This is a genomic window from Nonomuraea aurantiaca, assembly GCF_020215705.1.
Classification (GTDB): Bacteria; Actinomycetota; Actinomycetes; order Streptosporangiales; family Streptosporangiaceae; genus Nonomuraea; species Nonomuraea aurantiaca.
Map to the genome: position 1 here is coordinate 160,282 of NZ_JAIWNB010000016.1, position 25,646 is coordinate 185,927.

22 protein-coding genes are annotated in these 25,646 nt (G+C 71.0%); 8 read left to right on the plus strand and 14 right to left on the minus strand.

Annotated features, from left to right (window positions below; all coding sequences use genetic code 11):
- Positions 1 to 80: 80 nt before the first annotated feature.
- Positions 81 to 950 carry a phenylalanine 4-monooxygenase gene (locus LDL49_RS32845; protein ID WP_225296813.1) on the minus strand — a complete coding sequence of 290 codons (870 nt, stop codon included), beginning with the start codon at positions 948 to 950 and terminating at the stop codon, positions 81 to 83.
- 110 nt (positions 951 to 1,060) lie between these two features.
- Here LDL49_RS32845 and LDL49_RS32850 point away from each other — a divergent pair, with 110 nt between their 5' ends.
- Entirely contained in the window at positions 1,061 to 1,597 is a 537-nt protein-coding gene (locus LDL49_RS32850; RefSeq protein WP_225296815.1) for an NUDIX hydrolase family protein, read from the plus strand.
- Positions 1,598 to 1,647: 50 nt separating this feature from the next.
- On the opposite strand, the gene LDL49_RS32855 is transcribed toward LDL49_RS32850, so the two are convergent.
- The 5 genes from LDL49_RS32855 to LDL49_RS32875 form a co-directional block, all read right to left on the minus strand.
- Positions 1,648 to 2,316, minus strand: a complete 669-nt coding sequence (locus LDL49_RS32855) for a DUF4142 domain-containing protein (protein ID WP_225296817.1) — start codon at positions 2,314 to 2,316, stop codon at positions 1,648 to 1,650.
- A 105-nt stretch (positions 2,317 to 2,421) separates the two neighbouring features.
- On the minus strand, positions 2,422 to 2,931 hold the full coding sequence (locus LDL49_RS32860) for a MarR family winged helix-turn-helix transcriptional regulator (RefSeq protein WP_225296819.1): 510 nt from the start codon (positions 2,929 to 2,931) through the stop codon (positions 2,422 to 2,424).
- A 54-nt stretch (positions 2,932 to 2,985) separates the two neighbouring features.
- Complete coding sequence (locus LDL49_RS32865; RefSeq protein WP_225296822.1) at positions 2,986 to 3,654, minus strand: nitroreductase family protein; 669 nt, start codon at positions 3,652 to 3,654, stop codon at positions 2,986 to 2,988.
- On the minus strand, positions 3,651 to 5,246 hold the full coding sequence (locus tag LDL49_RS32870; protein ID WP_225296824.1) for an AMP-binding protein: 1,596 nt from the start codon (positions 5,244 to 5,246) through the stop codon (positions 3,651 to 3,653). Before LDL49_RS32870 ends, LDL49_RS32865 begins: the two co-directional genes overlap by 4 nt.
- Positions 5,247 to 5,515: 269 nt before the next feature.
- Entirely contained in the window at positions 5,516 to 7,291 is a 1,776-nt protein-coding gene (locus LDL49_RS32875) for a PA14 domain-containing protein (protein WP_225296826.1), read from the minus strand.
- A 181-nt stretch (positions 7,292 to 7,472) separates the two neighbouring features.
- Here LDL49_RS32875 and LDL49_RS32880 point away from each other — a divergent pair, with 181 nt between their 5' ends.
- From LDL49_RS32880 to LDL49_RS32900, 5 genes are all read left to right on the plus strand, one after another.
- Positions 7,473 to 9,152 (plus strand): serine/threonine protein kinase, encoded by a 1,680-nt coding sequence (locus tag LDL49_RS32880; RefSeq protein ID WP_225296828.1) that lies wholly within the window; start codon positions 7,473 to 7,475, stop codon positions 9,150 to 9,152.
- Positions 9,153 to 9,245: 93 nt separating this feature from the next.
- Complete coding sequence (locus LDL49_RS32885; RefSeq protein ID WP_225296830.1) at positions 9,246 to 10,130, plus strand: hypothetical protein; 885 nt, start codon at positions 9,246 to 9,248, stop codon at positions 10,128 to 10,130.
- Positions 10,131 to 10,227: 97 nt separating this feature from the next.
- Positions 10,228 to 10,641 (plus strand): peptidase inhibitor family I36 protein, encoded by a 414-nt coding sequence (locus tag LDL49_RS32890; RefSeq protein WP_225296833.1) that lies wholly within the window; start codon positions 10,228 to 10,230, stop codon positions 10,639 to 10,641.
- Between the two features lie 268 nt (positions 10,642 to 10,909).
- On the plus strand, positions 10,910 to 11,899 hold the full coding sequence (locus LDL49_RS32895; protein ID WP_225296835.1) for a C40 family peptidase: 990 nt from the start codon (positions 10,910 to 10,912) through the stop codon (positions 11,897 to 11,899).
- Positions 11,900 to 11,978: 79 nt separating this feature from the next.
- Positions 11,979 to 13,502, plus strand: a complete 1,524-nt coding sequence (locus LDL49_RS32900; RefSeq protein WP_225296837.1) for a flavin monoamine oxidase family protein — start codon at positions 11,979 to 11,981, stop codon at positions 13,500 to 13,502.
- Between the two features lie 108 nt (positions 13,503 to 13,610).
- Here the strand turns inward: LDL49_RS32900 and LDL49_RS32905 are convergent, their stop codons facing one another.
- The 4 genes from LDL49_RS32905 to LDL49_RS32920 are packed head-to-tail and all read right to left on the minus strand — an operon-like array spanning position 13,611 to position 18,941.
- Positions 13,611 to 13,850 carry a hypothetical protein gene (locus tag LDL49_RS32905; protein WP_225296839.1) on the minus strand — a complete coding sequence of 80 codons (240 nt, stop codon included), beginning with the start codon at positions 13,848 to 13,850 and terminating at the stop codon, positions 13,611 to 13,613.
- Positions 13,851 to 13,894: 44 nt separating this feature from the next.
- On the minus strand, positions 13,895 to 16,048 hold the full coding sequence (locus tag LDL49_RS32910; RefSeq protein ID WP_225296841.1) for a hypothetical protein: 2,154 nt from the start codon (positions 16,046 to 16,048) through the stop codon (positions 13,895 to 13,897).
- Complete coding sequence (locus LDL49_RS32915) at positions 16,045 to 17,631, minus strand: peroxidase family protein (RefSeq protein ID WP_225296843.1); 1,587 nt, start codon at positions 17,629 to 17,631, stop codon at positions 16,045 to 16,047. The genes LDL49_RS32910 and LDL49_RS32915 overlap by 4 nt, the downstream gene beginning before the upstream one ends.
- A gap of 2 nt (positions 17,632 to 17,633) precedes the next feature.
- Positions 17,634 to 18,941, minus strand: coding sequence for a cytochrome P450 (locus LDL49_RS32920; RefSeq protein WP_225296845.1), 1,308 nt, complete (start codon positions 18,939 to 18,941; stop codon positions 17,634 to 17,636).
- A gap of 216 nt (positions 18,942 to 19,157) precedes the next feature.
- Here LDL49_RS32920 and LDL49_RS32925 point away from each other — a divergent pair, with 216 nt between their 5' ends.
- Positions 19,158 to 20,132, plus strand: coding sequence for an acyl-CoA desaturase (locus tag LDL49_RS32925; protein WP_225296847.1), 975 nt, complete (start codon positions 19,158 to 19,160; stop codon positions 20,130 to 20,132).
- A gap of 195 nt (positions 20,133 to 20,327) precedes the next feature.
- Complete coding sequence (gene ppk2, locus LDL49_RS32930; protein ID WP_225296849.1) at positions 20,328 to 21,230, plus strand: polyphosphate kinase 2; 903 nt, start codon at positions 20,328 to 20,330, stop codon at positions 21,228 to 21,230.
- Here the strand turns inward: ppk2 and clpB are convergent.
- The 4 genes from clpB to LDL49_RS32950 are packed head-to-tail and all read right to left on the minus strand — an operon-like array spanning position 21,219 to position 25,645.
- The gene (clpB, locus tag LDL49_RS32935) at positions 21,219 to 23,837 is read right to left on the minus strand and encodes an ATP-dependent chaperone ClpB (protein WP_225296851.1); all 2,619 of its coding nucleotides are present in this window, start codon (positions 23,835 to 23,837) and stop codon (positions 21,219 to 21,221) included. The two genes, ppk2 and clpB, sit on opposite strands and share 12 nt — an antisense overlap.
- Positions 23,838 to 23,862: 25 nt before the next feature.
- Entirely contained in the window at positions 23,863 to 24,156 is a 294-nt protein-coding gene (locus LDL49_RS32940) for a chaperone modulator CbpM (RefSeq protein ID WP_225296852.1), read from the minus strand.
- The gene (locus LDL49_RS32945; protein ID WP_225296854.1) at positions 24,153 to 25,064 is read right to left on the minus strand and encodes a DnaJ C-terminal domain-containing protein; all 912 of its coding nucleotides are present in this window, start codon (positions 25,062 to 25,064) and stop codon (positions 24,153 to 24,155) included. The genes LDL49_RS32940 and LDL49_RS32945 overlap by 4 nt, the downstream gene beginning before the upstream one ends.
- Positions 25,064 to 25,645: a nucleotide exchange factor GrpE gene (locus LDL49_RS32950; RefSeq protein ID WP_225296857.1), complete on the minus strand. Its 582-nt coding sequence runs from the start codon at positions 25,643 to 25,645 to the stop codon at positions 25,064 to 25,066. The genes LDL49_RS32945 and LDL49_RS32950 overlap by 1 nt, the downstream gene beginning before the upstream one ends.
- Position 25,646 lies beyond the last annotated feature (1 nt).

Consider the following 25,646-nt stretch of genomic DNA (forward strand, 5'->3'; position numbering starts at 1 on the left):
AGGCCAGCAGCGCCGAGCTCCTGGTCCACGCCGCAGCGCGCCACCGCCGTCAGGCGGCGTCGCGCCGACGTCGCCGCTTCTCAGCCCTGTGGTCGCAGTCGCGCGGCCGCGTCGTCGTCGAAGGTGTCGAGGAAGGCGGCGAGGGTGTCGGCCACGTGCGTCAGGGAGCGGGCGCCGAACAGCACGGGCTGGTATCCGGAGATCTCGTAGGGGGTGGCCAGCACGTCGAGCGGGTTCAGGTCGCGGATCCGGCTCTGGCCGATCCGTTCGATCTCGCCGTACGACGACAGGAGCGCCGCCCCGTACGCCTTCGGCCTCCCGCCCTCCTCCAGAACCCCATATTCCAGGGTGAACCAGTACAGATCACTGATGATCTGGAGCGCTTTCTCCGTCTCCACCCGCGTCGCGGCGTTGCCGATCAGCCGGTAGATCGCGGCGAACTCCGGCGCGGCCAGATGGATGCCGTGGCCGAACATGTCGTGGATGATGTCCGGCTCCGGCGAGTACAGCGGCACGGCCGGGTGGCGGACGAACTGCACGGCGTGGAAGTAGCCCAGGGCCATCGACCCGAGGAACCGCTTGTTCGCCACCACTCCCCCGGCCAGCGTGAGCTCGAACCCCGTCAGCCGCCGCAGCCGGGCGCCCACCACCGCGTGCGGGGGAATGCGGTCGGCCGGGACGCGGACCTCCTCCCGCGCCTCCAGCGCGGCCCGGCACGCGTGCGCCCGGTGCGCGCCGTCGAGCGCGCGATGGACCCGGCGCCAGGTGGCGTGCTCGCTCTCGGTGTAGTCCACCGGCGGCGCCGGGTCCCCCACCCGGTGGCCGCGGGCCAGCTCGGCGAACGCGCGGCGCCGGGCGAGGTAGCGCGGGTCGCGCCGCCCGGGGTGCTCGGCGGCGGCGCCGATCGCGCCGTCGGCGCTGATCGGGGTCCGGCGCCACACATCGCTCATGGACTGATTCATTACCGGACGGTCGCCCGCCTGACGCCTCCGGCCATAGGCTTTACCGAAGCTTGGCGGGTCCGCGTGGATCATGGGACGCTGGGACGTACGATCGGCAGATGACCGAAAAGACCGAAACTGTGCCCGGCTGGCTCGCTCCGGAGGAGCTGGAGTCGGTGCGGGGGCGGATGCCGATCCTCTATATCGACGCCGTGCCCGTGCGAGTCGACGAAACCGGCGTGGTGACCCGCGTCGGCCTGCTGCTGCGCATCGCCTCGGACGGGACGGTCAGCCGGGCGCTGGTCTCTGGACGTGTGCTGCACCACGAGCGGGTCCGCGACGCGCTCCTGCGGCATCTGGAGAAGGACCTCGGCCACACGGCGCTGCCCCAGGTCCCGGCGTCGCCGCAGCCGTTCACGATAGCCGAGTATTTCCCGACACCGGGTGTCACGCCCTACCACGACCCGCGCCAGCACGCGGTGTCGCTCGCCTACATCGTCCCGGTCGCCGGTGACTGCCGGCCCCGCCAGGACGCCCTCGACTTTGTCTGGTTCACGCCGGAGGAGGCCGCGTCCCCGCTGGTCCAGCAGGAGATGACCGGCGGCCAGGGGGTGCTGCTGAAGCAGGCGCTCGCCCAGGTCGGCCGGCTGCCGTAACCCGGTCGGGGCAGGCGCTCACCCAGGTCGAGCGCCTGCCCCGGCCGGGCTCAGGCGGCCGGTGGGGACGGGAAGGCGTCGGGGTTGATCAGGCCGGTGCTCTCCAGCAGCCGCTGATGGTTCAGCACCGCCGCGTTGGCCTTCTCGGAGAAGGGCCGGACCAGGGTGTTCTGCGTGCTGCCGCGCACGGCGCCGATCAGGGCGAAGATCTGGCCGTGCGCGAGGCGCAGCCACTTCACGTACGTCGAGTCGTACTCCTTGCCCGACCGGCTGGAGATGTCATCCATCCATTCCTTTTGCAGGTCGGTCGGCTTGATCGGCAGCTGCACCTTGAGCTTGGCCGCGAGAGCGAGGACCTGCTCGTCGAGAACACTGTGCTGGGCGGCGATCTCCTTGCTGACCTGCCGGACCCGCGCGGTACTGGCCCGCGTCTGGGCCTGCTGCGCCATGGTCATCTCCCACAGGGTGGCGAGCCGGACCTTGATGATCAGCTCCCGGTCGGCCGCCGACAACGGGCCCCACTTGGTCGCCCACGTACTGTCGTCCTTCACCGTCCCGGCCGCGGCGGGCGGCGCGCTGCCGACGGTCGGCACGACCGTCGCGCTGGGAATCTGGACGCTGGGAATCTGGACGCTGGGCAGGCCGGCGCACGCGCCGAGAGCCAGGAGCGCGGCGGCGCCGCCGATGGCGAGAACGGGACGGCGATGTCGCAGTCGCACGCCGTCACCCCCTTCGGGTCTGGACTGTTCAGAAGGAGGTACGGGGGCGCGGGCGGCACCGTTCATAGCAGAATGCAATTTTTGCCCTAGGCAAAGGTTTTTCTCTCAGACGTCCGGCCAGCCGAGCGGGTGCAGGGCGCTCTCCGGCGGCTCACCGCCCGCCTCGGTGAAGGCCGTCATCGCCCCGAGCAGCGCCCGGCGCTGCTCGGCCGGCATGCGCGCGATGATCGCGGTGATCTCCTCGCCGCGCCGGGCGGTGACCTGGTCCACGATGTGCTGTCCCTCGTCGGTCAGGCGCATGAGGCTCTCCCTGCGGTCGCGCGGGTTGACCTCGCGCACGATCAGCCGGGCGGCGGCGAGCCGGTCGGCCATCCGCATGGCCGTGGAGGGGTTGACGTTGAGCAGCTCGGCCATGGCGACGAGCTTGGTCGCCCCGTGCCCGGCCAGCACCACGAGCATGCGGAACTGCGGCAGCGTGACCTTGTCCCCGACCGCGCCGAGCGAGCGGACCGCGATGGCGACGAGCAGGCGCGAGCCGGTGAGGACCGCCGCGACGACGGCGGACAGGTCCTCCCGGTTCTCCCCATTCCCCTCTGGCAAAGGCCCCTCTGACATAGGCACTGTTGTACACGCCCTTGCTGAGGGCGGCGCCCGTCAGATCGGTTCGCGTCAGCCGGCCTGGGCGCCCGCCCCGCTCCAGCGGTCCAGGTGGAGGACGTCGTCGAGCGGCAGGCGCGAGGCGGGCTTGAAGGTGTCCCCGGTGTAGTAGGCGGTGGGGATGAGCGCGCCCTGCCGGATATCGTCGGGGAGGCCGAGCAGCTCGGCCACCTCGCGCTCGTAGGCCAGGTGCAGGGTGGTCCACGCCGTGCCCAGCCCGCGCGCCCGCGCCGCGAGCATGTAGCTCCAGGCCGCCGGCAGCAGCGACCCCCACAGACCGGCCTGGTTCCCCTCGGGGAGCCGAGATGCCTGGATGCACGGGATCACCAGCACCGGCACCTCCCCCATGTGCTCGGCGAGGTGGACGGCGCTCGCCGCGACGCGCTGCTGCACCTCGGCGCGGGCCGGATCGTCCTGGGACATGCTCGCGGTCACGCTCCCGGAGGAGAAGTACGCCTGCGCCGAGCGCACGTAGTATTCCCCGATCCGCCCGCGCAGCTCGGGGTCGGTGACCACGATCCAGTGCCAGCCCTGGCGGTTGCCGCCGCTGGGCGCCTGCAGCGCGATCTCCAGGCACTCCCGCACCAGTTCGATGGGGACGGAGCGGTCGAGGTCGAGGCGCTTTCGCACGCTTCGGGTGGTGGTGAGCAGTTCGTCGACACTGAGCGATGGGGTCGTCATGAGCTCATCGTGCCACCGGCGAGTTTCCGCCGGTCCACCTTCCCCGTCTGGTTGCGGGGCAGGGTCGTCACGAACTCGATGTCGCGCGGCACCTTGAACCCGGCCAGCTCGTACTTGACCGCCTGCTTGAGCTCGTCGGCCGACAGCCGCGCGCCCGGCATCCGGACCACGTAGGCGGCCAGGCGCTGGCCGTACTCCTCATCCGGTACGCCCAGGACGGCCACGTCGGCGACGCCCGGCTGCCGGCCCAGGAGGTTCTCCACCTCCTGGGGGAACACGTTCTCGCCGCCCGAGACGATCATGTCGTCCTCGCGGCCGTCGATGAACAGCAGCCCCCGCCCCTCCCGATGCCCGAGGTCGCCGGTGCTCAGCAAGCCGCCGGCCTCCCCTGCGGCACCTCCAGCACCGGTCTCGCCGCCCGAGTAGCCGCTGAAGGTCAGTCCGCCGCCCACGAGCACGCGGCCCACCTCGTACGGGGGCAGCTCGCGGCCGTCCGGGCCGGCGATCAGGACCGTGGTCCCGCGCACGGGACGCCCGATGGTGTCCGGGGCGGCACGCAGGTCTGCGGGGGTGGCGAGGGTGACCCAGCCGACCTCGGTGGAGCCGTAGAGGTTGTAGAGCACGTCACCGTAGGCGTCCATGAACGCGGTGGCCAGATCCGGCGGCAGCGCCGACCCCCCGGAGACCACCACGCGCAGGTCCGGCAGCGACGGGACACCTCCGCGGGCGAGCAGCCGTTTCAGCATGACGGGCACGGCCGCCATCGCCGTGGCCCGATGACGCCTGAGGACGCGCGGGACCGTCTCGGGATCGAAGCGCCGCCTCAGCACCACCGGGCAGCCGAGCACCAGCGCCACGCCGTACCAGAGCAGGCCGAGACCGTGGAACAGCGGCGGCGCGATGAAGATCGGCTCGCCGCTGCGCAGCGGCACGGTGGCCAGCATCGAGGTGAACGGCTCGGCCAGCGCGGTCAGCGACAGCCGGCGTGGCGCGCCCTTGGGCGCGCCGGTCGTCCCGGACGTGAGCAGCACCAGCCGTCCCGGCCGGCGCGGCGCCGGGGGCTCGGGTCCGGCGGCGGTCGCGACCAGCTCGTCCAGGTCGCTGACGCGGGTCCCGGCGAAGTCCACCGTCGGCAGCTCCGGCGCGGCGATCAGGGTGCGCACGTCCTCGCGTTCCAGTACCTCGCGCAGGCGCGGGCCGGCCAGGCCGGTGTTGAGCAGCAGCAGGTCCGCGCCCAGCCGGGAGACGGCCGCCAGCGCCTCGACGAAGCCGCGGTGGTTGGGCCACATGATCGCCACGGTCTGGCCCGGCCGTACGCCGAACCGGTGGTACAGGGCCGAGGCCAGCGCCGCCACCCGCGCGTCCAGCTCGGCGCACGTCAGGGAGCCGTCCTCGTCGTGGATGGCGGGGCGATCGGGCCAGCGCGCGGCGGCCATGGCCACGCCCGTGGCGGGGGTGACGCGGAAGTGCCGGAACGCCTCGATCATGCGCGCCAGGTTCGCGGGCGGCACGGGGCGCAGCAGGCCGTTGCGGGCGAACGTCTCCGCGGCCTCGACACCGAGACCGCAGAGCCGGGTCAAGCTGGTGATCATCCGGGCACCTCTTCTCCGGGTTCGCCGGGGTGAGAAAGCCCTACCCCCGGATCGGGGTGTCAAGTGCGGTCCTATGACGGTCCGTGGTGGCCGGCGTCCCTTGGGGAGGGATACCCCCTTCGGGGGAGCGGAAGAAGACGGCCCGTCGTGGCAGAGGTCCCCAGGAGCGACACCCCCTCCGGGGAGCGGAAGAAGAAGGTCCGGCACCAGCCGGTGCGGGCCCGCCCCTGGGTGGGGTGGGCCCGCACCGGAACGGGCGCGGATTTCGGTTATCCGGCGAGCAGCTTCTCCGCCGGGATGATCTGGCGGGGCAGGGTGGAGCTCTCCCATCGCAGCTCGGCGATGGCGTCATAGCCGCTGTCGTAGAACTCCATCTTGATGTCGTGCGCCCCCGCCGTCAGGGCGATCTGGCCGGTGTCGTCGCGTTTGGAGTGGTCGGTCCAGTTGTCGATGAGCGGCTTGCCGTCCACCCATAGCCGTACGCCGTCGTCGCTGGTGGTGACGAAGGTGTAGGTCTCCGCCTTGTCGGCCACGACCTTCCCCGTCCAGCGCACGCTGAAGGTGTCGGCGCCGATGGCGGGGGCCGGGGCGGCCGAGCCCCAGTCGAAGTTCACGGTGGGGTCGATCCTGGTGACCGTGGCGCCGGTGAGGTCGGCGTTGTCGAAGTACGTCGCGGACAGCCCCTGCTGGTCGATCACCAGCGTCGTCGCCGAGCCGGCCGGGAGCGTCACCGTGGCCTTGCCGCCGGAGATGGTGGCGGTTCCGGTCCGGTGCGGAGTCCAGGCGTCCGACGTGCTCTGCCAGATCGCCGCGGTCCCCGCCGTAAGCCCGGTCAGCGCGAGAGCGGCGTCGATCGGGTCCGCGCCGACGTTGACCAGGACCACGTTCTTGCTCTGGTCCGAGGCGAAGACGTGCAGCTTGTCGTTGTTCGCGCTCGCCTTGACGATGGTCTTGCCGAAGGGCCGGAACAGTCCCTCACCGGTGTACATGCCGATGCCGTGGTAGATGGGCAGGGGCTCGTTGCGCGGAATGCTGCCCTCACCCTTCTCGCTGGTCAGGCCGAGCTGCCCGTTCTTGTCGCCGTACTGGTAGGCGCTGGCGCCCGCGTGCAGGATCTGCCCGAGCGCCGCCGCGCCCCACACCGTGTTGAAGTGGGTGAGCGTACGGTGGCCGTCGTCGTCCTTGTGGTCGGAGTTGAACTCGCCGATCTGAATGTCGATCTTCCGGCCCAGTATGGACTCCGCGAGCGCGCTCACCTCCTTGATGTCGGTCTCGTACGTGCGGATCACGCTGCCGAGGAGCTGTTCGTCGGTGATCTGATCGTCGCCGGCGCCGTAGTCGTGGTAGTCGACGAAGTCGACGCGGCTGCCGGAGCCTTCGAGGAACGTCTTGATGTAGGAGCGGTCGTCCCACGCCGTAGCCGGCCCGCCCACCTTGACCGCGGGGTTCTCGGCCCGCAGGGCGTCGGTGATCAGGTTGAAGCGGCTGCTGTACTCCGCCGCCGTCATCTCCGGCTTGTCGGGCGTGCACGTGCAGTTGAGCTCGTTGCCGAGAATGAACCGCTGGACCGGCTTGCCGGTCGCCGCGAAGTGCTTGTAGAGGGCCACCGCGTCACCGCGGTTCACCTCCGCGCTCTGCCGTCCGTCCACCTGGAGGATGACGACGGGTTCGGCGCCGAGGTCGCGGATGGCGGTGATCCAGGCGTCCCCCGAAACCTCCGTGGCGCATTTGTAGCCGCCGCAGACGATCGGGCTGTCATGGTTGCCGGGCTCCTGGTAGTGCAGCTCGATCCGCATCCGGCCGGCGCCGAGAGCGCGCAGCCGGTCGCGGTGCTTGGTGTCGTTGGTGATGTACGAGCCTTCGCCGTACCCGGTGATCCCGATGCCGAAGTCGGTGGGGGCGATCGTCCGGATCGGTTGGGTGAAGTCCACCGAGACGGCGGCGGCGACGGCCGCCTCCGCCGGTGCGCCCGCCGTCCAGACCACCGCGGCGGCCAGGCCGCCCGCGAGAACGGCGTGCAGCGTACGACGTGCCAGTGCGATCATCCTTCTCCTGTCACAAGGTCCACAAGATCCCGTGGATCATGACATATACGGGTTAAGCGGATGTGACTTCCCGAGTGGGTGTGGCGCGCGACACTCCTCGTCTCGCGGCGCCGAGGGCGCATGGGCACACAACCCCGTGATCCGGCACAATCGGCTCTATGCAGATGCACGAGAGGGCCTGATGCGACCTCTCCGCTCGACCGATCCCCGGGCGGTCGCCGGATACGCCTTGAAGGGACGGCTCGGCCAGGGCGGGCAGGGCACGGTGTTCCTGGGCACGTCCGCCAGCGGGCAGCAGGCGGCCGTCAAGCTCCTGCACGCCCCCTTCGGCCACGACCTCGACGCCCGGCGGCACTTCCACCGGGAGCTGGCGTCCCTGCAGCGGGTGGCGCCGTTCTGCACGGCCCGCGTCCTGGCGGCCGATCCCGACGCCGACCCTCCGTACGTCATCAGCGAGTACATCGAAGGCCCGTCGCTGCAGGACGCGGTGCGCGACAACGGGGTTCTGGGCGGCGCGGACCTGGACCGGCTGGCCATCGCGACCGCCACGGCGCTGGGCGCCATCCACGCGGCGGGGGTGGTGCACCGCGACTTCAAGCCCGCGAACGTGCTCCTGGCCGCCGACGGTCCCCGGGTCATCGACTTCGGGATCGCCCGCCCGATCGACGCCACCGCCGCCACGGTCAGCGGGGTCGTGGGCACCCCGGCGTACATGTCGCCCGAGCAGTTGTCCGGCCACCCCGCCGGTCCGCCGCTGGACATGTTCGCGTGGGGGTGCACCATCGCGTTCGCGGCCAACGGCCGGCCGCCGTTCGGGCACGAACCGCTGCCCGCCGTGATCAACCGCATCCTGAACGCCGAGCCCGATCTGGGCCTGCTGACCGGGAGCTTACGCGGCTTCGTTGCCGCCTGCTTGCACAAGGATCCCTCGTGGCGGCCGACCGCCCGGCAGGTGCTGCTCGGCCTGATGAACAAGCAGCCGGGTCCCCCTTCGTACGGGACAACGCCTCCCGCTTCTCCTGCTTCGCACGGGACGTCACCGCCTCTGGGCGCATCACCACCCCTGGGGACCCCGCCGCCTTTGGGGACCCCGTCGGCCCCCCGGCAGGGTCCTTGGCCGGTCACGCCGCAGCCCGCCACGCCCGCTCCGACACAGCCGGGCCGTGCGCGCGGCGGCGTGATCGCCGGCGCGGCGCTCGCGGGGGCCCTCGTGATCGCCCTCACGGTGACCGCGGCCGTCGCCCTCACCCGGGACCGGACATCGCAGACCCTCTCCAGCCCATCGCCCTCGGCAACGTCTCCGACGGCCACGCCCACGCCTACACCTACACCCACGCCCGCGGCGCAGGTGGCCCGCTCACCGCGCCTGGGGCTGGAGTTCTGGCAGGACAACGCGGCCGGCCCGATGGCCATCACCGACCTCGACCGGCCCATCACCACCGTCACCATGAAGCGCCGCCCGTTCGAGCTGCGCTTCCCCACCCTCCCCAAGGACACGGCGGCCCAGGTCTGCGCGTGGACGGACGACTCGGTCTTCTCCGTGGACGACGGCGGCAAGGTGGCCGACCATCCGTGTTTCAGACCGGGGACCGGCATCGCCGACTACGAGCACGGCTCGGGGACCCTGTACCTGAACAACCGCGGCCACAACTACCTGATCGGCGACCGGGTCGGACACAGCTCCGCCTCCCAGGACTCAGTCCTGTTCTCCACGGTCTTCAAGGACGGCGCCTCGACGCTCCTGGCCGACCAGAAGAAGGATCTGTATCTGACCGTCTTCATCGACCTGGACGGAGACGGGACCTTCAAACGAGCGGCGCCGGGCGAGTACGAGTACGTCATCCTGAACTTCTCCGGCTGAGCGCGGTCCCGGCCTCTTCAGCCACCGGGGCGCCGATCGACAGCGACAGGACGCTCTTGAATTGCGGTCATGCACGCGAGGATGATCGCCCCTATGCGAGTTGTCGTTCTCGTCTGGGAAGGTCTGCTCGGACTCGCCACGATCGGGATGATCGTGGTGGCGCTGCTGAGCGCGCCGAGCGTGCATCTGGTCAACGTGCTGGCACAGGCCGGGCCCTTGGGGCTGGTGGCCACGGGGCTGGCTCTCTCGTTCCGCGCCGGGACGCCCAACATGGCCGTCGGGTCGATCTCCGCCCTGACCGGCATGGTCACCGCGTCGCTGGCGACGCAGGGACTTGGCTGGGCCGCGGCGATCATCGCGATCGTGCTCGCCACGGTCGGCGGGCTCGTGCTGGGCCTGTTCGTCGCCGCGCTCTCGGCTCCGGCATGGGCCGTGACCCTCGGCGCGGCCGTGGCCTGCGAGGCAATGGTCGTCGCCATAGCGGACGGCCAGACCGTTAGCTTCCAGCTCGGCGGTGATTTTCCGGGCTATCTGTGGTTCGTGCTGTTCGTCATCGTGTCCTTGGGCGGCGCGCTGGCCTGGAGCGCCCTGCGCCTGAAGTCGGTGTGGCTCGGCGCCCTCGTCGGACTGGGCGGGTCGAGCCTGCTCGCCGCCCTGGGCGGAGTGGCGCTGCTGACCCGCCTCCACGCGGCGAGCCCCATTTCGAGCTGGACCACCACCTTCACGGCCCTGGCCGCGGTGCTGCTGGGCGGGATCAGCGTGCACGGCAAGCGGGGCGGCGTGGCGGGCACCGTGCTCGCGGTGCTCTTCCTGTCGCTGGTCCAGGGGCAGCTGGCGCTCTGGGGCACACCGTTCTGGGTGTTCATACTCGTCACCGGAGCGGTGATCCTGGCCGCGCTGCTGGCCGGGCGGCTGGCCGACCTCGCGGCCCCGGAAGCGCCCCGGCCCGTGACGCCGGAGTCGCGCATGCCCGTGTGACACGGCCCTTCTCTCGATCACAACCCTTCCGCCGGGAAGATCGCATCATGTATGTTCGAACCCGTCATCGAAGGAAAGTTTCACGTGAAGAGGGGCAATGGGCAAGAAGCTTCAGATGCTCGCGCTACCGATCGCAGCCGCCGCGCTGGCCATCCTGCCGACCATTCCCGCCCAGGCCGCCACGGGCTACGACCGGTGCCATGACGGCAACTACTGCATGTTCTCCGGCCTCGACGGCACGGGCGACATCATCGAGATCCAGAGCGACACGCCGGATCTCGCCGCCTTGAACATGGCCGACCGGGGCAAGTCCGACTGGAACCGGACGAGCTCCTACATCCACCTCTACTCCGAAGCCAACTACGGCGGCTGCTCGGCGGTGACGACTCCGGGCGGCAAGGGCAACTTCTTCTCCAGCTACCGCGACTTCTTCGACTCCGTCCGCATCGGCGGACAGAACGGCCCGTCCTGCGGCATCGAGGACACCTTCCGGGTCAAGTCCCACTCCTGACGGCAGCTCAAGGCCTGACAGCCGTACGGGGCTGACAGCAGCACGAGCGCCCCGGCATCGCACCCGCGATGCCGGGGCGCATTCATGTCCGCTCGGTTGCCCACTGAACGCCCCGGGGTCCGCGCGCGTATCTCCTCATGGGTCGGCGCACCACACCCCTATCGCCGTTAGTACGGAACCACTCAGGCCGCCTCTGCGCCGAACAGGCCATCACTTCTCTACGGTTCCGGCCAACGGTGGACTGTTACGAGGAGGCATCGTAGTGGCCGTGCCGACAAGGCTTGGGCGGATGGCGATGGCCGCGGCGCTGGCGTCGCTCGCATGGGCCGCCGCCCCGGGGAGCGCCGTGGCCGAGCCGGCGCCCACCCCGCAGGCCAAGGCCAAGGCCAGGGCCAAGCTGGTCAAGCTGAACGAGCAGGCCGACAAGGTGGTCGAGCAGTACAACCAGGCCACCGAGAGCTACCAGAAGGCCAAGAAGAAGTACGACGTCCTCAACGCCGATGTCGGCCGCAAGGGCGTACAGGCCGACGCCCTGCGCAGAGACCTCGCCGCGGCGGCGGTGAGCGACTACCAGTCCGGCGAGTTCGCTGGCTGGCAGCGCTTCGTCGTCGAGGGCACCCCCGAGGCGACCCTGAGCGGCATGGCCGCCCTCGACCAGATAGCGCAGGACAGGGCGGCGAAACTGCGCGCCTTCGAGGCGACCACCAAGGACCTGCGCGATCGCCGCAACGACGCCAAGACCGTCCTGGCCGAGGCCGACTCCGCGCGCGACAAGGTACGCGGGCAGAAGACGGAGGTCGAGAAGCTCATCGCCGAGCAGACCAAGATCCTGCGGAAGCTGGGCACCTTCCAGGCCGGCGACCCCAAGAGCACCGGCCTCAAGTACACCGGCCCGGCCTCCGGCAACGCCCGCGCCGCGCTGCAGTTCGCCTTCGCTCAGGTCGGCAAGCCGTACCAGTACGGCGCCACGGGCCCGAACTCCTACGACTGCTCCGGCTTCACCCAGGCCGCCTGGCGCGCCGCGGGCGTCGGCATCCCCCGCACGACGTACACCCAGTGGGCCTGGGGCGCGAGCCGCCGCGTGTCACTCGAGAAGCTGCTCCCCGGCGACCTGCTCTTCAGCAGAGGACTGGGCCACATGGGGATGTACGTGGGCAACGGCCGGATGGTCCACGCGCCGCAGACCGGGGACGTCGTCAAGGTGGTCAACCTCGACGACTACTGGCGTGCCCGCCTCCTCGGCGCCATCCGCCCCTGATCACGACGGGCAGCCGCAGGTTGTTGGAGCTCACCTCTGGCGATCATCGTCACTTAAAGCGATCATAAATGTGCTTTAGGTGACGACGAAGGAGTGTGACGCCCTGGAAGAGAACCCGTCGACAGCGCTCGGTTCGGCCATGCCCGCGGAGATGGTGGCCGCCGGAGCGCCCCGACCGAGTCACGACCTCAGAGTGCCCGCGGACCTGGTCGCGGCGGCCGAGCACGGACTGGCCGCCGGTGGCCGGCCGCACAAACGCGTACTGATCATCGGTGGCGGAATGGCCGGTCTGGTCGCCGCCTACGAGCTGATGCGACAGGGGCACGAGCCCGTCGTCCTGGAGGCCCAGCAGCGGGTCGGCGGGCGCGTGCTCACCCTGCGCGGATTCGCGCCCGGCCTCTACGCCGAGGCGGGCGCGATGCGGATCCCGCGCGTGCACGACCTCACCCTCGCCTACTGCGAGAGGTTCGGGCTGACCTTGCGGCCGTTCGTCATGGGCAACCCCCGTGCCCTGGCCTACATCCAGGGCGTCAGGACCACGATCAAGGAGCTCAACAACAACCCCGACATCATCGACTTCGGCCTGGCCGAGCACGAGCACGGGCGCACCTACGAGGACCTGTGGCGCACCGCCACCCAGGAGATCCACGACCTCTACGCGCAGGAGGGCGAGAACGCGCTCGACCGCATCTGCGCCGAATATGACCGCTACTCCATCCGCAGCTTCCTTCGCGAACGCGGATTCTCCGAGGGGGCCATCGAGCTCTACGGCGTCATGAGCTTCCGGGAGGCCAACCTCAACGCGGCGGTCATCGAGCAGTTCCGCGAGATCATCGGGCGCGCGTTCGAGGACATGCAGGAGATCGAGGGCGGCGCCGACCGGTTGCCGACCGCCTTCTACCACGAGCTCAGGAACCACATCCGGTTCGGTCACGAGGTCTCCGCCATCGAGCAGGACGACCACTCGGTCACCCTGCACGTCAGGACCGGATCGGGCCGGACGACGCTCACCGGCGACTACGCCATCTGCACGATCCCGTTCTCGGTGCTGCGTGACGTCGAGACCCGGCCCGCCTTCTCCCGCCGCAAACAGCGGGCCATCCGCGAGCTCAACTACAACGCCTCCACCAAGATCCTCTTTCAGGTACGGCGGCCGTTCTGGGAGCAGACCGACGGCATCGTCGGTGGCACCACGGTCACCGACCTGCCGATCCGGCGCATCTGCTATCCCTCGCATCCCAGCCCCGACGAACGCTCGATCCTGCTGGCCAGCTACACCTGGGGCCAGGACGCGCTGCGGTGGGGGGCGATGTCATCGCAGAAGCGGATCGATCAAGCCCTCGAGGACGTCGCCAAGATCCATCCCCACATCTACGACCACTTCGAATTCGGCGTCACCCACGCCTGGTACAACGACCCCTACGCGGCCGGCGCCTTCGCCCTGTTCGAGCCGCACCAGCAGAGCAGTCTGCATGACGCGATCATGGCGCCGGAAGGCCGCGTGCACTTCGCCGGCGAGCACTGCTCACTGTGGCACGCATGGATCGAGGGTGCCCTGGAGTCAGGGCTGAGCGCGGCTCGAGCCATACACGAGGCGGGCTGAGCACGGTCCGCGCCGTGCGCGAGGCGGACTGAACACAGTCCGCGCCAGGCACGAGGCGAGCTGGGCACGGTCCGCGCCAGTACGAGGCGGAGTCGGCGGGCGGGCGCGTCAGCGGCGCGTCCGCTCGGCGCAGTGGCGCAGGTGCGCCGCCGCCGTGGTCAGGTCGGCGGCGGCGGCCGCGCAGGCGGCGAGGTGGGCGTTGATCGCCTCGCGCAGCCATGGCGGCGTCCCGCCGGCCGCCAGCCGGGCCTCGATCTCGCGCAGGCGTACGGCGCAGTCGGTCAGCGCGCGGATGTCGGCCTGCAGAAGCGCGGCGTGGGCGGCGATCGCCGCGGGATCGGCTGGCATCGGTCCTCCGGTCGGGGCGTCGGCCGCTCAAGCTCGTCGGCCGCTCAGGGAGTCGGTAGCGGGACGGCGGCGTCGCGGAGCGTCTGGCGGGCGGTGGCCGACAGGCACAGCAGCGGGCGGGCGCCGTCGAGACCCAGCTCGCGAAGCCGGCGGGCCAGCGGGTGAACCGACCGCGGCTCGACGGCCAGCCGGAGCCGTGGCACGGGATGCAGGCGGCCAAGCCCGCGGGTCCGTACGCAGGCACGCAGTGCGGTCCCCGCCGCCCCCCGCGCGTAGCCGACCAGGTCGCGCTCGCTCACGGGCAGCCAGGGACCGAGGACCCCGCTCAGCGTGAACAGCCGGTCGTCGGCCCCGCCGACGGCGATGCGCGCGTAGCCGGTGGTCAGCTCGAACTCCAGCGGCACCAGGTACGGCTCGCCGCCCCACAGCCGCGGTGCGACGACGCCGAGGGCGGCGGCGTCGATCACGGAGCCGGCCAGGAAGCTGCCCGAGCGCCGCCGGTCGGCCCCGCGCAGCAGATCGGCCCAGACGCGCGGCGACCTCGGCCGCCACGGACCGGGTACGACGATCCCGAGGTGGAGATCGCGGTAGCCGCCCGCGCTGGTACGCCGGTCCCAGGAGGCGTGCACGGCGACCAGGGCTCGCCCGGCGACCCGTACGGCGGGCCCGAACCCGGTCCCCTCCAGCAGGGCCGCCGCCCCGGCCGGGTCCGCGGCGAAGTAGGCCGTGAGGCCGCTGCCGTTGTGGCACCTGATCGGCAGCTCGACCCCGTCCATGGCGTACGTGGGCACCGTGAGGAAGGGCGACCCGGCGGGGCGGGGGGCGCGGTCGGACAGCCGGTACGCCTGCGAGCGGACGACCGGCCCCCGGAACGGCCCGAGCCGCCCGTCGATCCGGCGACGGGCCTCGGGCAGGTCGTCGGCGATGTTGGCGATGTAGTGCTCGATGCTGTGGCAGAGCGGGAACAGGTGGGTGGCGTCGAAGTAGTCCACGACGTACCAGTCGGGATGCAGGTCGAAGCAGGTGCCCGCGCCCTGCCCGTCGAGGGTGGGGACGATGTCGTGCTGGTTGGTGACGCTGGCGACCCAGGTGCGCGGGTCGGCGGGCCGCTTGAAGTCGACGGGCGAGCCGACCGCGACCGCGTGCGTGACGGTGTAGCGGGCGCAGAACTCCGGGTCCTGGGCCAGGTTCATGATGGCCGCGCCACCCGCGCTGTGCCCGATGAGAGCCAGCTCGGCGCCCTGGGGCAGACCGTAGTCGTCGATGGCCTTGGCCAGCGCGCGGCTGTAGGGGCTGCTGTCCAGCACGGCGCTGCTGAAGGCGCCGAGCAGGTCCTGGGGCGAGTCGCCGTCGAGCCGTCCCGCCCGTATGCCGGGCGCCTGGACGACGTGACGCACCACTCCGTCGAGGCCCGCCACGCTCTGGATGAGCATCCGTCCCGTCGTACCGACCACGCTGATGTTGCGCAGGAAGCCGAGCAGCGAACCCTCCGTGCTGAGCCGGGCGGATTCGGCCGCGGACAGCTCGACCCGGCGCGCCGCCCCCTCCCCCGTGTCGAGGACGGCGACCATCTTGTTGCTCATGCCGGTGATCGGGTCGGCGGTGGCGTAGCCCTTGCCCGTCGCGATCAGCCAGGCGGTGTCGTCGTTGAGCGGGTTCTCGTCGAGCAGCGCCCGCAGGGCGAGGACCTCGCCGAAGACCGGGGCGAGGGCGCTGAGCGCGCGTACGGCGCCGCGGTCCTTGAGCAGGGCGCGCAGCGCGCGGACGGCCTCCAGGTCGCGGTCGGCGGCGGCGGCCTCGACCAGCCGGCCGAGCATGGGGTCGGCGCTCAGCTCGGGGTGGTCGAGGGCGACGGCGGCGATCCGCAGCCGCAGCGAGGTGGCCAGCACGCGTACGGCCAGGCTCTCCGCGCCCGCCATGCCGCCGAGCTTGGCCGCCAGGGTGCCCAGCGGGCCGCCGGTGAGCGCGTAGCCCAGGCCCGCGCCGTTGGTGATCGCGCGCAGCAGCGCACGGTGGGCCAGGTAGCCCGCCGAGGGGGCCTGCGGCAGGGCGCGGAGCAGGGCGCCGTCGGTGAGCGCGGCCGTGGCGTGGCCCGCCGCCTCCCGGATCGTGACCCCGATGTCGACCAGCTCACGGGCCGCGGCGCGCAGCGGCCCGGCGGCCGGGTCGCTTCCCGGACCATGCGCCGCGCCGCTCATCGGGCCGTCCGTCGCGTCATGCTGACGAAGCGGGGGCTCGGATCCTCCGGGACGTTGCGGTGCAGGACGTCCGACAGCGTCCGGGTGCTCGCGATGATCCGCATGCCGTGCGGGGAGAAGGTCGCGGCGTTGGACACCCGCGGGGCCAGCAGCGGATTGGTCAGCGCCTGGGAGAAGGCGTCGATGGCGATGATCTTCGTGAGCAGCGGCGGCAGGATGGCGTCGGGGCTGCCGGGCTCCTCGCCGAACAGGCCGACGTACAGGTCGAGGTCGTCGACGCTGCGGTAGAGCTCCCGCAGCGCGCCGCTGACCCGCTCGTCGCCGGAGATCTGGTCGAACCCGCGCACCCGGGGGAACCTGCAGTGCTCGCGGTAGCTGTTGTAGGGGGCCAGGCCCAGGGTGCGCGAGTCGGCGATGCTGGCCACGTCCACCTGCCTCAGGAGGGGGTCGGTGTTGAACAGCCCGACGCGGCCGGCGCGCTGGCGGGAGGCGTCCTCGAAGAGCCGGCCGAGGCCGTGCTCCGGGATCAGCGCGCCGCCGAGGAACGTCCGCGCCATCGGCAGGTCGTGGCCGCCCACCGACAGCTGGGAGGGGATCAGGCTGTGCCAGCGGTAGACGAGGTTGAACTCCACCGAGGCCCAGTTCTCGCGGTGCCAGGGCACGTGGGCCAGCATCGCCGACAGCCGCGAGTCGAGGGTGAAGCGGAAGTGGTAGGGCGTGATGTGGTTGATGTACTCCTCGACGACCAGCTTGATCAGCAGCACGATGAGGATGTTGCGCGCCGTCTGGAACAGGCGCTCGTCGTCCCAGCGCGGGCAGAGCTGGCCGAGCAGGCGGGCCACCCTGTTGTGCTCGCGCAGGAACAGCACCGTCAGCATGGTGAAGCCGAGCTGGATGTTGCCCCGGTCGCTCCCGGTCGCGAACAGGGTGTCGCGCTGCTGGTCGGTGAGCTCGGCGAAGCGGATGACGCTCAGCGCGGCGAACTCCGGTTTGACCTTGCCGTTCTCGCACAGGTAGGGCGGGAACTCCCCGCCGTTGATGAACTGGCTCTTGAGCAGCCCACCATGGAAGGTACGGAGGGCGGCCGTCGCCGTCTCGTGCAGGCCGTAGACCTGGTTGAGGTCGATGTGGTGGTTGGAGCTGTTCTTGCGGGGGTCGCGCGGGACGTGGACGTCGCCGCGCAGGAAGCCGTCGGTGAACCACTGGGCGAAGTAGGCGAACAGCACCGTGGAGCGCGGGCACGGGATCATGCTCTCGCCCCTGGTGAACAGGTCGGCGGCCTGCTCGGGGGTGGGCCGGGCGCTCTCGGGCACGGCGAGCGGGGGTACGTGCCTGCCGCTGTAGGTACGGTCGGTCAGCGAGGCCCATGAGGTGTAGTCGGCCATCGTGCTCAACGGCTCCGGCCGTGGCGGCATCTCGCGGACCGCGTGGTCGATCAGCAGGGCGTTGAGCCGACGCCGTACGGGCCGGATGGACTGGAGGAGATCCCAGAACGGCCGGCCGTTGGTCAGCGCCAAGAACCTGAGCCGGTTGACCGCCCCATCGGTGGCGATGCTCCGTGCCGTCGTCCTGCGTTTCGCCATCGTCATCCTTCCTGGCCTTCGGCGCCGAGCCCGAGGGCGAACCGGTCGGGGAAGATCCCGCCGGCCCGGACGACCCGCCCTTCCGGCGGCGGGAGCAGGCGCACCCCGGGCCGCAGCAGCAGGCGGCGTACGGCTTCGCAGATGACGGCCCTGGCCGGATGCACGCCCAGGCAGGCGTGCTGGCCGAAACCGAAGAACAGCTGATGGTGACCCGGCCGGTCGAGGCGGAACTCCTCGGGCTCGGCCACCACGTCCGCGTCGAACATGGCCGAGGCCGGCGCCGCGAGCACGAGCGTGCCCGCGGGGATCATCGTGGCGCGGGGGGTGCCGGCGGCCAGGACGTAGTCGCGCTCGCACAGCCGGGGCAGCAGCTTGAAGAACGGGTTGAACCGCAGCGCCTCCCAGACATGGAGGTCGAAGCGGGCGGGATCGGGGTCGCCGGCGGCTTCGATGGCCTGGGCCAGCACCTCCGGGCGCAGCAGCAGCTGCTCGACCGCCTCGACCATGGCTCCGGGCGCGCTCTCCACGAACCCCAGCGGCAGGCCGGCCATGTTGATCAGGATGCGTTCGTCGTCCACGCCGATCTCGGCGGGCAGGAGGGTGCCGGCGAGCCGGGTGAAGACGTCGTCGGGCAGGCGTTGTCCCGTCCGCAGCGCGGCTCGGCGTTCGGTGAGCCGCTCGCGCAGGTAGGCGATCATCTCCGCGCCCGCGCGGACCGAGGCGGCCTGGATCTTCGGATCGCCCAGGAAGTTGGCGAAGCCGTCGGTGACGATGGCCCGCGTCCACCGCGACAGGGTCTGCGCGTCGGGGCCGGGGAAGCCGAAGTAGGTCGCGCACACGCCCAGGGCGACGGGGCGGAACAGCCCGTGGACCGCTTCGACGCCGCCGGACGGCCAGGCGATGTCGAGCCGCTCGTCGGCCAGGCGCCCGGCCAGTTCCCGGACCCCCGCCACGTCGCGCGGGTCGAGCATGACCTGCATCAACCCTTTGTCGCGCCAGTTCATCGGGGTGGCGTCCCGGCCCAGCATGAAGGGGCCGCCCAGCGCCGCGTCGAGACGGGGGCCGAAGGCGCGTACTGAGAAGACCGTCTCGCGGGAGAGCACCTCGGTGACGTCTGCGAAGCGGGTCACGACCGTGAAGGCGGGCGTGACGAAGATGGGGCGCCGCTCGCGGAGCTCGGCGAACAGGGCCCGCCAGTCGGTGCGCAACCACTCCCGGACCAGGACGAACGCGGAGATCGGATCGCGCGCCAGCGCCTCGTCGTATCTCTCCAGATGGCCGCCCGTGGTTGTCTGATCGACAGCACCCATGCCGTATGGCCCTTCTGTCCGACGCCGGAGCGAACAAAGATCATTACGGTCTGTAGCCGCAACTAGGCATGCGATACCCATTTCTTGGTGACTACCGTATGGAGTGTTTTGATTCCTCTGAGTGATGTGGTCGTCACTTCCAGGTCATTGCCGGGCGCCGGGGACACGGCCGTTGAATGAGGAGCCCTATCGTCCTCTCCGATCATGGGAGGTAGCGTGAGCTCGTCATCCATCCCGCAGCCGGATTCGGGCAGAACGGATCCGGGCCGGGCGGATTCGGGCCCGGCGGAGACGGTGACGGCCACCACCGGCCGCCGGACCGTCTACCTGATCGTCCTGGTGGTGCTGCCCGTTCTCCTCCCGGTCCTGGCCGTGCCCGCCGCCTGGGGATGGGGCATCGGCCCGCGCGACGTGGTGATCGCGGTCGTGATGTACCTGGTCAGCATCTTCGGGATCGCCATCGGCTACCACCGGCTCTTCACCCACCGCGCCTTCAAGTGCCGCCGGCCGCTGCGCATCGCGCTCATGCTGGCCGGCGGCATGGCGGTCGAGGGCCCGGTCACCCTGTGGACGGCCGAGCACCGGCGCCACCACAAGTACGCCGACCGCGAGGGCGACCCGCACTCGCCGTGGCATTACGGTGACAGCGGCCTGGCCCTGCTGCGCGGCATGGCACACGCCCACATCGGCTGGTTCTACACCGCACGCGACCGCTCCAGCCGCCGGCACTGGGTGCCCGACCTGCTGGCCGACCCGGACGTGCGGCGGTTCGACGCCGCCTACCCGGCCGTGGCGGCGCTGTCGTTCGCGCTGCCGGCCGCGGTGGGCGGGCTGTGGTCGATGTCGTGGGCGGGCGCGTGGACGGCCTTGTTCTGGGGCGGGCTGGTCCGCTACGCCGTGGTGCACCACGTCACATGGTCCGTGAACTCCATCGCGCACACCTTCGGCGAGCGGCCGTTCCGTACCCGGGACCGCTCGTCGAACGTACGGTGGGTGGCGTTGCTGACGCTCGGCGAGGGCTGGCACAACTGGCACCACGTGGAGCCGACCTGCGCGCGGCACGGGGTGCTCAGCGGCCAGCTCGACCCCAGCGCCCGGCTGATCCGCTGGTTCGAGCTGGCGGGCTGGGCCTACGGCGTGCACTGGCCGGACCCCGACCGCCTGAGCGCCCGCCGCGAACCACGCCCCTGACCGCGCGCCGACCGCGTCGACCCGCGCGATCCGCGTCCCTGACCCGCGCGCCGACCGCATCGGCGCGCGCGATCCGCGCCTCTGACGGCGCTGCCCCCGGCGGCCGCATGGGCGCCCTCGGCTGGACATCAAGCGTTCAACTGTCCGCCTCGCACATACCGCGTTACTGGGCGATTTTTGGGCAAGTCCGTTGTCATGGAGCGGGTTTCTCTGCTGGACTCCACCCCCGGACTGCTGGTGGACGACAGCGACGACGACGATCCGGTGCTGCTGCGTCCGGACGGCAGCCGGGTCGACACCTGGCGTGAGCACTATCCCTATTCCGAGCGGCTGCCGCGGGAGGACTACGACCACGACAAGCGGCTGTTGCAGATCGAGCTGCTGAAGCTGCAGTACTGGGTCAAGGCCAACGGGCAGCGCCTGGTGATCCTGTTCGAGGGGCGTGACGCGGCGGGCAAGGGCGGCACGATCAAGCGGTTCATGGAGCATCTCAACCCGCGCGGGGCCACCGTGGTGGCGCTGGAGAAGCCGTCAGAGCGCGAGCGTACCCAGTGGTATCTGCAGCGCTACATCGCCCATCTGCCCGCGGCCGGGGAGATCGTGCTGTTCGACCGATCCTGGTACAACCGCGCCGGGGTCGAGCGGGTGATGGGGTTCTGCACCGAGGCCGAGTGCCGGGAGTTCATGGTGCAGGTGCCGCAGTTCGAGCGGGCCCTGGTGCGCGACGGCATCCACCTGGTCAAGCTCTGGTTCTCGGTGACGCGCTCGGAGCAGCGCACCCGGTTCATCATCCGGCAGGTCGATCCCGTACGGCAGTGGAAGCTGTCGCCGATGGACCTGGCCTCGCTGGACCGCTGGGACGACTACACCAGCGCCAAGGAGGAGATGTTCCTCAACACCGACATCCGCGAGGCCCCGTGGACGGTCATCAAGAGCAACGACAAGAAGCGGGGGCGTCTGGAGGCGATGCGCCACGTGCTGAGCCGCTTCGACTACGACAACAAGGACAACGAGGTGGTCGGCACGCCGGACCCGCTCATCGTCAGGTCGGCGTCCGACATCTACGACGAGGACCACACCGCGGGGTCACCGAACTGAAGGCTCACTCCCTGATCCGTGGAAGGTGACGGTCAGCTCGCCCTTGTCGACATCCACCGTGACGGTCGAGCCCTCGGGGACGTCGCCGCTGAGCAGCGCGCGGCCGATCCTGGTCTCGACCTCGCGGGCGATGAACCGGCGCAGCGGCCGGGCCCCGTAGACCGGGTCGTACCCCTGGTTGGCGATCAGCCGCCGCGCCGCCTCCGTGACCTCCAAGGTGAGCCGCCGGTCCGCCAGCCGCTCCCTGATGTCGTTGAACATCAGGTCGACGATCCGCTCGATCTCGCCCTCGGTCAGCGGCTTGAACAGCACGATGTCGTCGACCCTGTTGAGGAACTCGGGCCGGAAGTGGCGGCGCAGCTCCCCCATCACCCGGTCGCGCGCCTCGGGCTTGATCTCGCCCTCGGAGGTGACCCCGTCGAGCAGGTACTGGGAGCCGATGTTGGAGGTCATGACGACCACGGTGTTGCGGAAGTCGACCGTGCGGCCCTGGGCGTCGGTCAGCCGCCCGTCGTCGAGGACCTGCAGCAGCGTGTTGAAGACGTCCGCGTGGGCCTTCTCGATCTCGTCGAACAGCACCACCGAGTACGGCTTGCGCCGCACCGCCTCCGTCAGCTGGCCGCCCTCCTCGTACCCGATGTAGCCCGGAGGGGCGCCGACGAGCCGGCTGACCGTGTGGCGCTCCTGGTACTCGCTCATGTCGATGCGGATCATGTTGTCCTCGGTGTCGAACAGCGCCGCCGCGAGCGATTTGGCGAGCTCGGTCTTGCCGACACCGGTCGGCCCGAGGAAGAGGAACGATCCGATGGGGCGTCTGGGGTCCTTGATGCCGGAGCGGGCCCGGATGACGGCGTCGGCCACCAGCCGTACGGCCTCCTCCTGGCCGATGACCCGCTCGTGCAGGATCTCGTCCAGCCGCAGCAGCTTCTCGCGCTCCGCCTCCTTCAGCCGGCTCACCGGGATGCCGGTCCAGCGCGAGACGATCGAGGCGATCTCCTCCTCCGTCACGACCTCGCGCAGCAGCCGGTGCCCGTGCTGCCGGGAGTCCAGCAGCTCCTCCTCGGCACGCAGCCGCCGTTCCAGCTCGGGGAGCTTGCCGTGGCGCAGCTCGGCGGCGCGGTTGAGGTCGTAGTCACGTTCGGCCAGCTCCGCCTCCCGCCGTACGGCCTCGATCTCCTGCCTCAAGGACTGGACCTTGCGCAGGGCCGAGCGCTCGGCCTCCCACTGCGCCCGCATCGCGTCGGCTTCGGCGCGCAGGTCGGCCAGCTCCTTGCGCAGATCGGCGAGGCGGGTCCGGCTCGCCGCGTCGTCCTCCTTGGCCAGCGCGGCCTCCTCGATCTCCAGCCGCATCACCCGCCTGGTCAGCTCGTCGAGCTCGGCGGGCATGGAGTCGATCTCGGTACGGAGCATCGCGCACGCCTCGTCGACCAGGTCGATCGCCTTGTCCGGCAGGAACCGGTCGGCGATGTAGCGGTGGCTCAACGTCACCGCGGCCACGAGCGCGCTGTCCTGGATCTTCACGCCGTGGAAGACCTCCAGCCGCTCGCGCAGGCCGCGCAGGATGGAGATGGCGTCCTCGACGGAGGGCTCCTCGACCAGCACCGGCTGGAAGCGCCGCTCCAAGGCCGCGTCCTTCTCGATGTGCCGCCGGTACTCCTGGACCGTGGTCGCGCCGATCATGTGCAGCTCGCCGCGGGCGAGCATCGGCTTGAGCATGTTGCCGGCGTCCATGGCGCCCTCGGTCGCCCCGGCGCCGACCACCGTGTGGAGCTCGTCGACGAACAGCAGGATCCGGCCCTCGGCCGCCTTGACCTCGTTCAGCACGGCCTTGAGGCGTTCCTCGAACTCGCCGCGGTACTTGGCGCCGGCCACGAGCGAGCCCATGTCCAGACTGAAGATCGTCTTGTCGCGCAGTCCCTCAGGGACGTCACCGCGCACGATCCGCTGGGCGAGCCCTTCGGCGATGGCCGTCTTGCCGACACCGGGGTCACCGATCAGGACGGGGTTGTTCTTGGTCTTGCGGGAGAGGATCTGGATCACGCGGCGGATCTCGGAGTCGCGGCCGATGACCGGGTCGAGCTTGTCCGCGCGGGCTTCGGCGACCAGGTCGCGCCCGTACTTCTCCAGCGCCTCGTAGGCCACTTCGGGCATGGCCGAGGTGACCCGCTGGTTGCCCCGGACGGCGGTGAGCGATTCCAGGAAGCGGTCGCGGGTCAGTCCCTGGCCGTGCAGCAGCCGTCCTGACGCGCCCGAGGCCCCCTCCTCGATCATGGCCAGCAGCAGGTGCTCGACGGAGACATAGTCGTCCTTGAGCCGCTTCGCCTCCCGCTCGGCGGTGTCGAGCAGCCGTGACAGCCGCTGGGTGACGAAGACCTGGCCGGGTGTCGTCCCCGGCCCGCTGACCTTGGGCCGGCGCGCGAGCTCCGCCTCCAGGTCGGCGATCAAGCTGCCCGTGTCCGCCCCCGTCGCCGCCAGCAGCCGGGGCGCCAGCCCGTCCGGTTGTTCGAGCAAGGCCAGCAGGAGGTGCTCGGCGTCGACCTCGGTGTGCCCGTGGCGCACGGCCTTGGTCTGGGCGTCGTGCACGGCCTCCTGCGATTTCTGCGTCATCCGGTTCGGGTCCACTCCACTCCCCCTAGTGTCGTTCCGACAAGCGCCGCAGGGTCGTCTCCAGCTCTTCGATCCGGTCGAGCAGGTCGATCACCAGGCCGATGGCGGCGTAGTTGATCGACAGGCCGTGGTGCAGCCGCTGGATCCTGGCGGCCACCGCCACCTGGGCGGGCGGGAAGTAGAGCTCCCCTCTGGCGTCCCTGACCGGTTCGAGCAGGCCGAGCGCCACGAGCCGGCGGACGGCCTCCGGGTGCAGGCCGGTGGCGCGCGCGTAGGAGTTCAGGTTCAGGCGCGCCGGCCGTACGAGTGCGTAGGTCATGAACGCCCCCTCGGGTCGAAGGACGAGACGGCGGCGAGCTGCTCGAACAGGCGCCGCTCCTCCTCGGTCAGCCGGGGCGGCACCATGACGCGGACCTCGGCGAAGAAGTCCCCGGCGCCGCCGCCGCGCGGGTCGGGCATGCCGCGCCCGCGCAGCCGCAGGCGGCGGCCCGACGAGGTGCCCGGCGGCACCTTCAGCTTCGCCTCGCCGCCCGGCGTGTCGATGGCGACCGTGGCGCCCAGCGCGGCCTCCCAGGGCGCCAGCGGCAGGACGGCATGGATGTCGCGTCCCTCGACGCGGTAACGGGGATGGTCGGCGATCCGGACGATGAGGTAGAGATCGCCCCGCGGCGCGTCGCCGCTCCCGTGGCCGCCCTCACCGGCGAGCCTGATGCGGCGGCCGTTCGTGACCCCCGGGGGGATCGTGACGTCCAGCCGCCGGCCGCCCGGCAGCGTGATGGTACGGCGCCCGCCCTTGTAGGCCTCCTCGACCGTGAGCGTCAGCTCGGCCTCCTGGTCGGCACCGGGCACGGGCCCCCAGCCGCGCCCGCCCCGGCCGCCGAACATGCCGCCGAGCAGGTCCTCGATGTCGATGCCGCCCTCGAAGCCCGTTCCCCCGGTCGAACGCCGCCGGCCCCCGCCGCGTGCGCGGGCGTACTGCTCGGGGTCCACGTCGGGGGGCACCTGGCGGAAATCCGGCCCGAACGCGTCGTACCTGCGGCGCGTCTGGGGATCGGACAGTACGGAGTACGCCTCCGAGATCTCCTTGAACCGGTCCTCCGCCCCGGGATCCTTGTTGACGTCGGGATGGTTGGCGCGCACAAGCTTGCGATAGGCCCGCTGGATCTCGTCCTGGTCGGCCTTCCGGTCGACGCCCAGCACTTCGTAGAAGTCCCGCCGGACGACCATCACTCCGCCTTCTTCGACACGACCACCACCGCGGGCCGCAGCTGCCGCTGCCCGTCGCCGTAGCCGGGACGCACCACCTGGACGACGGTGCCGGGCGCGACGTCGTCCCGTTCGACGGTGGCCACCGCCTCGTGGTGGACCGGGTCGAAGGGCACATCGCTCTCGTCGTGGCGGGCGTAGCCGAGGCGGGACAGCACCGCCAGGGCCTGGTCCCGTACGGCGCGCACGCCCTCGGCGATGGTGCGCGCGTCGGCTTCCCGAACGGCCGCGTGGCCAAGCGCGAGCTCCAGGTTGTCCAGGATGGGCAGCCACTCGGCCGCCACCCTGTCCCGCTCCTCGGCCCGCAGGCGTTCGGCGTCGCGGGCGATGCGTTTGCGCACGTTGTCCAGCTCGGCGACCGAACGCAGCCAGCGGTCCTCCAGTTCGGCGAGCTTCGCGTTGGTCTCCGCGGCCGCGTCTGTCTCTACGGACGCCCCAACTGACGCGTTGGGGGGCGTGGGCGTGTCCGCCTTCGCAGGCGCGCCCGGTGCCTGCCGAGCCGGTGCTTCGGCCGGGTCCGTCCTGTCTTCGTGGCCGTTCATG

What these genes read in the sequence shown, in the direction of transcription:
- LDL49_RS32865 (WP_225296822.1), bottom strand. Translation starts at nt 3,654, where the DNA reads ATGACGACCCCATCGCTCAGTGTCGACGAACTGCTCACCACCACCCGA.
- LDL49_RS32870 (WP_225296824.1), bottom strand. Translation starts at nt 5,246, where the DNA reads ATGATCACCAGCTTGACCCGGCTCTGCGGTCTCGGTGTCGAGGCCGCG.
- LDL49_RS32940 (WP_225296852.1), bottom strand. Translation starts at nt 24,156, where the DNA reads ATGACCTACGCACTCGTACGGCCGGCGCGCCTGAACCTGAACTCCTAC.
- LDL49_RS32950 (WP_225296857.1), bottom strand. Translation starts at nt 25,645, where the DNA reads ATGAACGGCCACGAAGACAGGACGGACCCGGCCGAAGCACCGGCTCGG.
- ppk2 (WP_225296849.1), top strand. Translation starts at nt 20,328, where the DNA reads ATGGAGCGGGTTTCTCTGCTGGACTCCACCCCCGGACTGCTGGTGGAC.
- LDL49_RS32875 (WP_225296826.1), bottom strand. Translation starts at nt 7,291, where the DNA reads ATGATCGCACTGGCACGTCGTACGCTGCACGCCGTTCTCGCGGGCGGC.
- LDL49_RS32890 (WP_225296833.1), top strand. Translation starts at nt 10,228, where the DNA reads ATGGGCAAGAAGCTTCAGATGCTCGCGCTACCGATCGCAGCCGCCGCG.
- LDL49_RS32850 (WP_225296815.1), top strand. Translation starts at nt 1,061, where the DNA reads ATGACCGAAAAGACCGAAACTGTGCCCGGCTGGCTCGCTCCGGAGGAG.
- LDL49_RS32910 (WP_225296841.1), bottom strand. Translation starts at nt 16,048, where the DNA reads ATGAGCGGCGCGGCGCATGGTCCGGGAAGCGACCCGGCCGCCGGGCCG.
- LDL49_RS32880 (WP_225296828.1), top strand. Translation starts at nt 7,473, where the DNA reads ATGCGACCTCTCCGCTCGACCGATCCCCGGGCGGTCGCCGGATACGCC.
- LDL49_RS32860 (WP_225296819.1), bottom strand. Translation starts at nt 2,931, where the DNA reads ATGTCAGAGGGGCCTTTGCCAGAGGGGAATGGGGAGAACCGGGAGGAC.
- LDL49_RS32920 (WP_225296845.1), bottom strand. Translation starts at nt 18,941, where the DNA reads ATGGGTGCTGTCGATCAGACAACCACGGGCGGCCATCTGGAGAGATAC.
- clpB (WP_225296851.1), bottom strand. Translation starts at nt 23,837, where the DNA reads ATGACGCAGAAATCGCAGGAGGCCGTGCACGACGCCCAGACCAAGGCC.
- LDL49_RS32915 (WP_225296843.1), bottom strand. Translation starts at nt 17,631, where the DNA reads ATGGCGAAACGCAGGACGACGGCACGGAGCATCGCCACCGATGGGGCG.
- LDL49_RS32945 (WP_225296854.1), bottom strand. Translation starts at nt 25,064, where the DNA reads ATGGTCGTCCGGCGGGACTTCTACGAAGTGCTGGGCGTCGACCGGAAG.
- LDL49_RS32905 (WP_225296839.1), bottom strand. Translation starts at nt 13,850, where the DNA reads ATGCCAGCCGATCCCGCGGCGATCGCCGCCCACGCCGCGCTTCTGCAG.
- LDL49_RS32845 (WP_225296813.1), bottom strand. Translation starts at nt 950, where the DNA reads ATGAGCGATGTGTGGCGCCGGACCCCGATCAGCGCCGACGGCGCGATC.
- LDL49_RS32885 (WP_225296830.1), top strand. Translation starts at nt 9,246, where the DNA reads ATGCGAGTTGTCGTTCTCGTCTGGGAAGGTCTGCTCGGACTCGCCACG.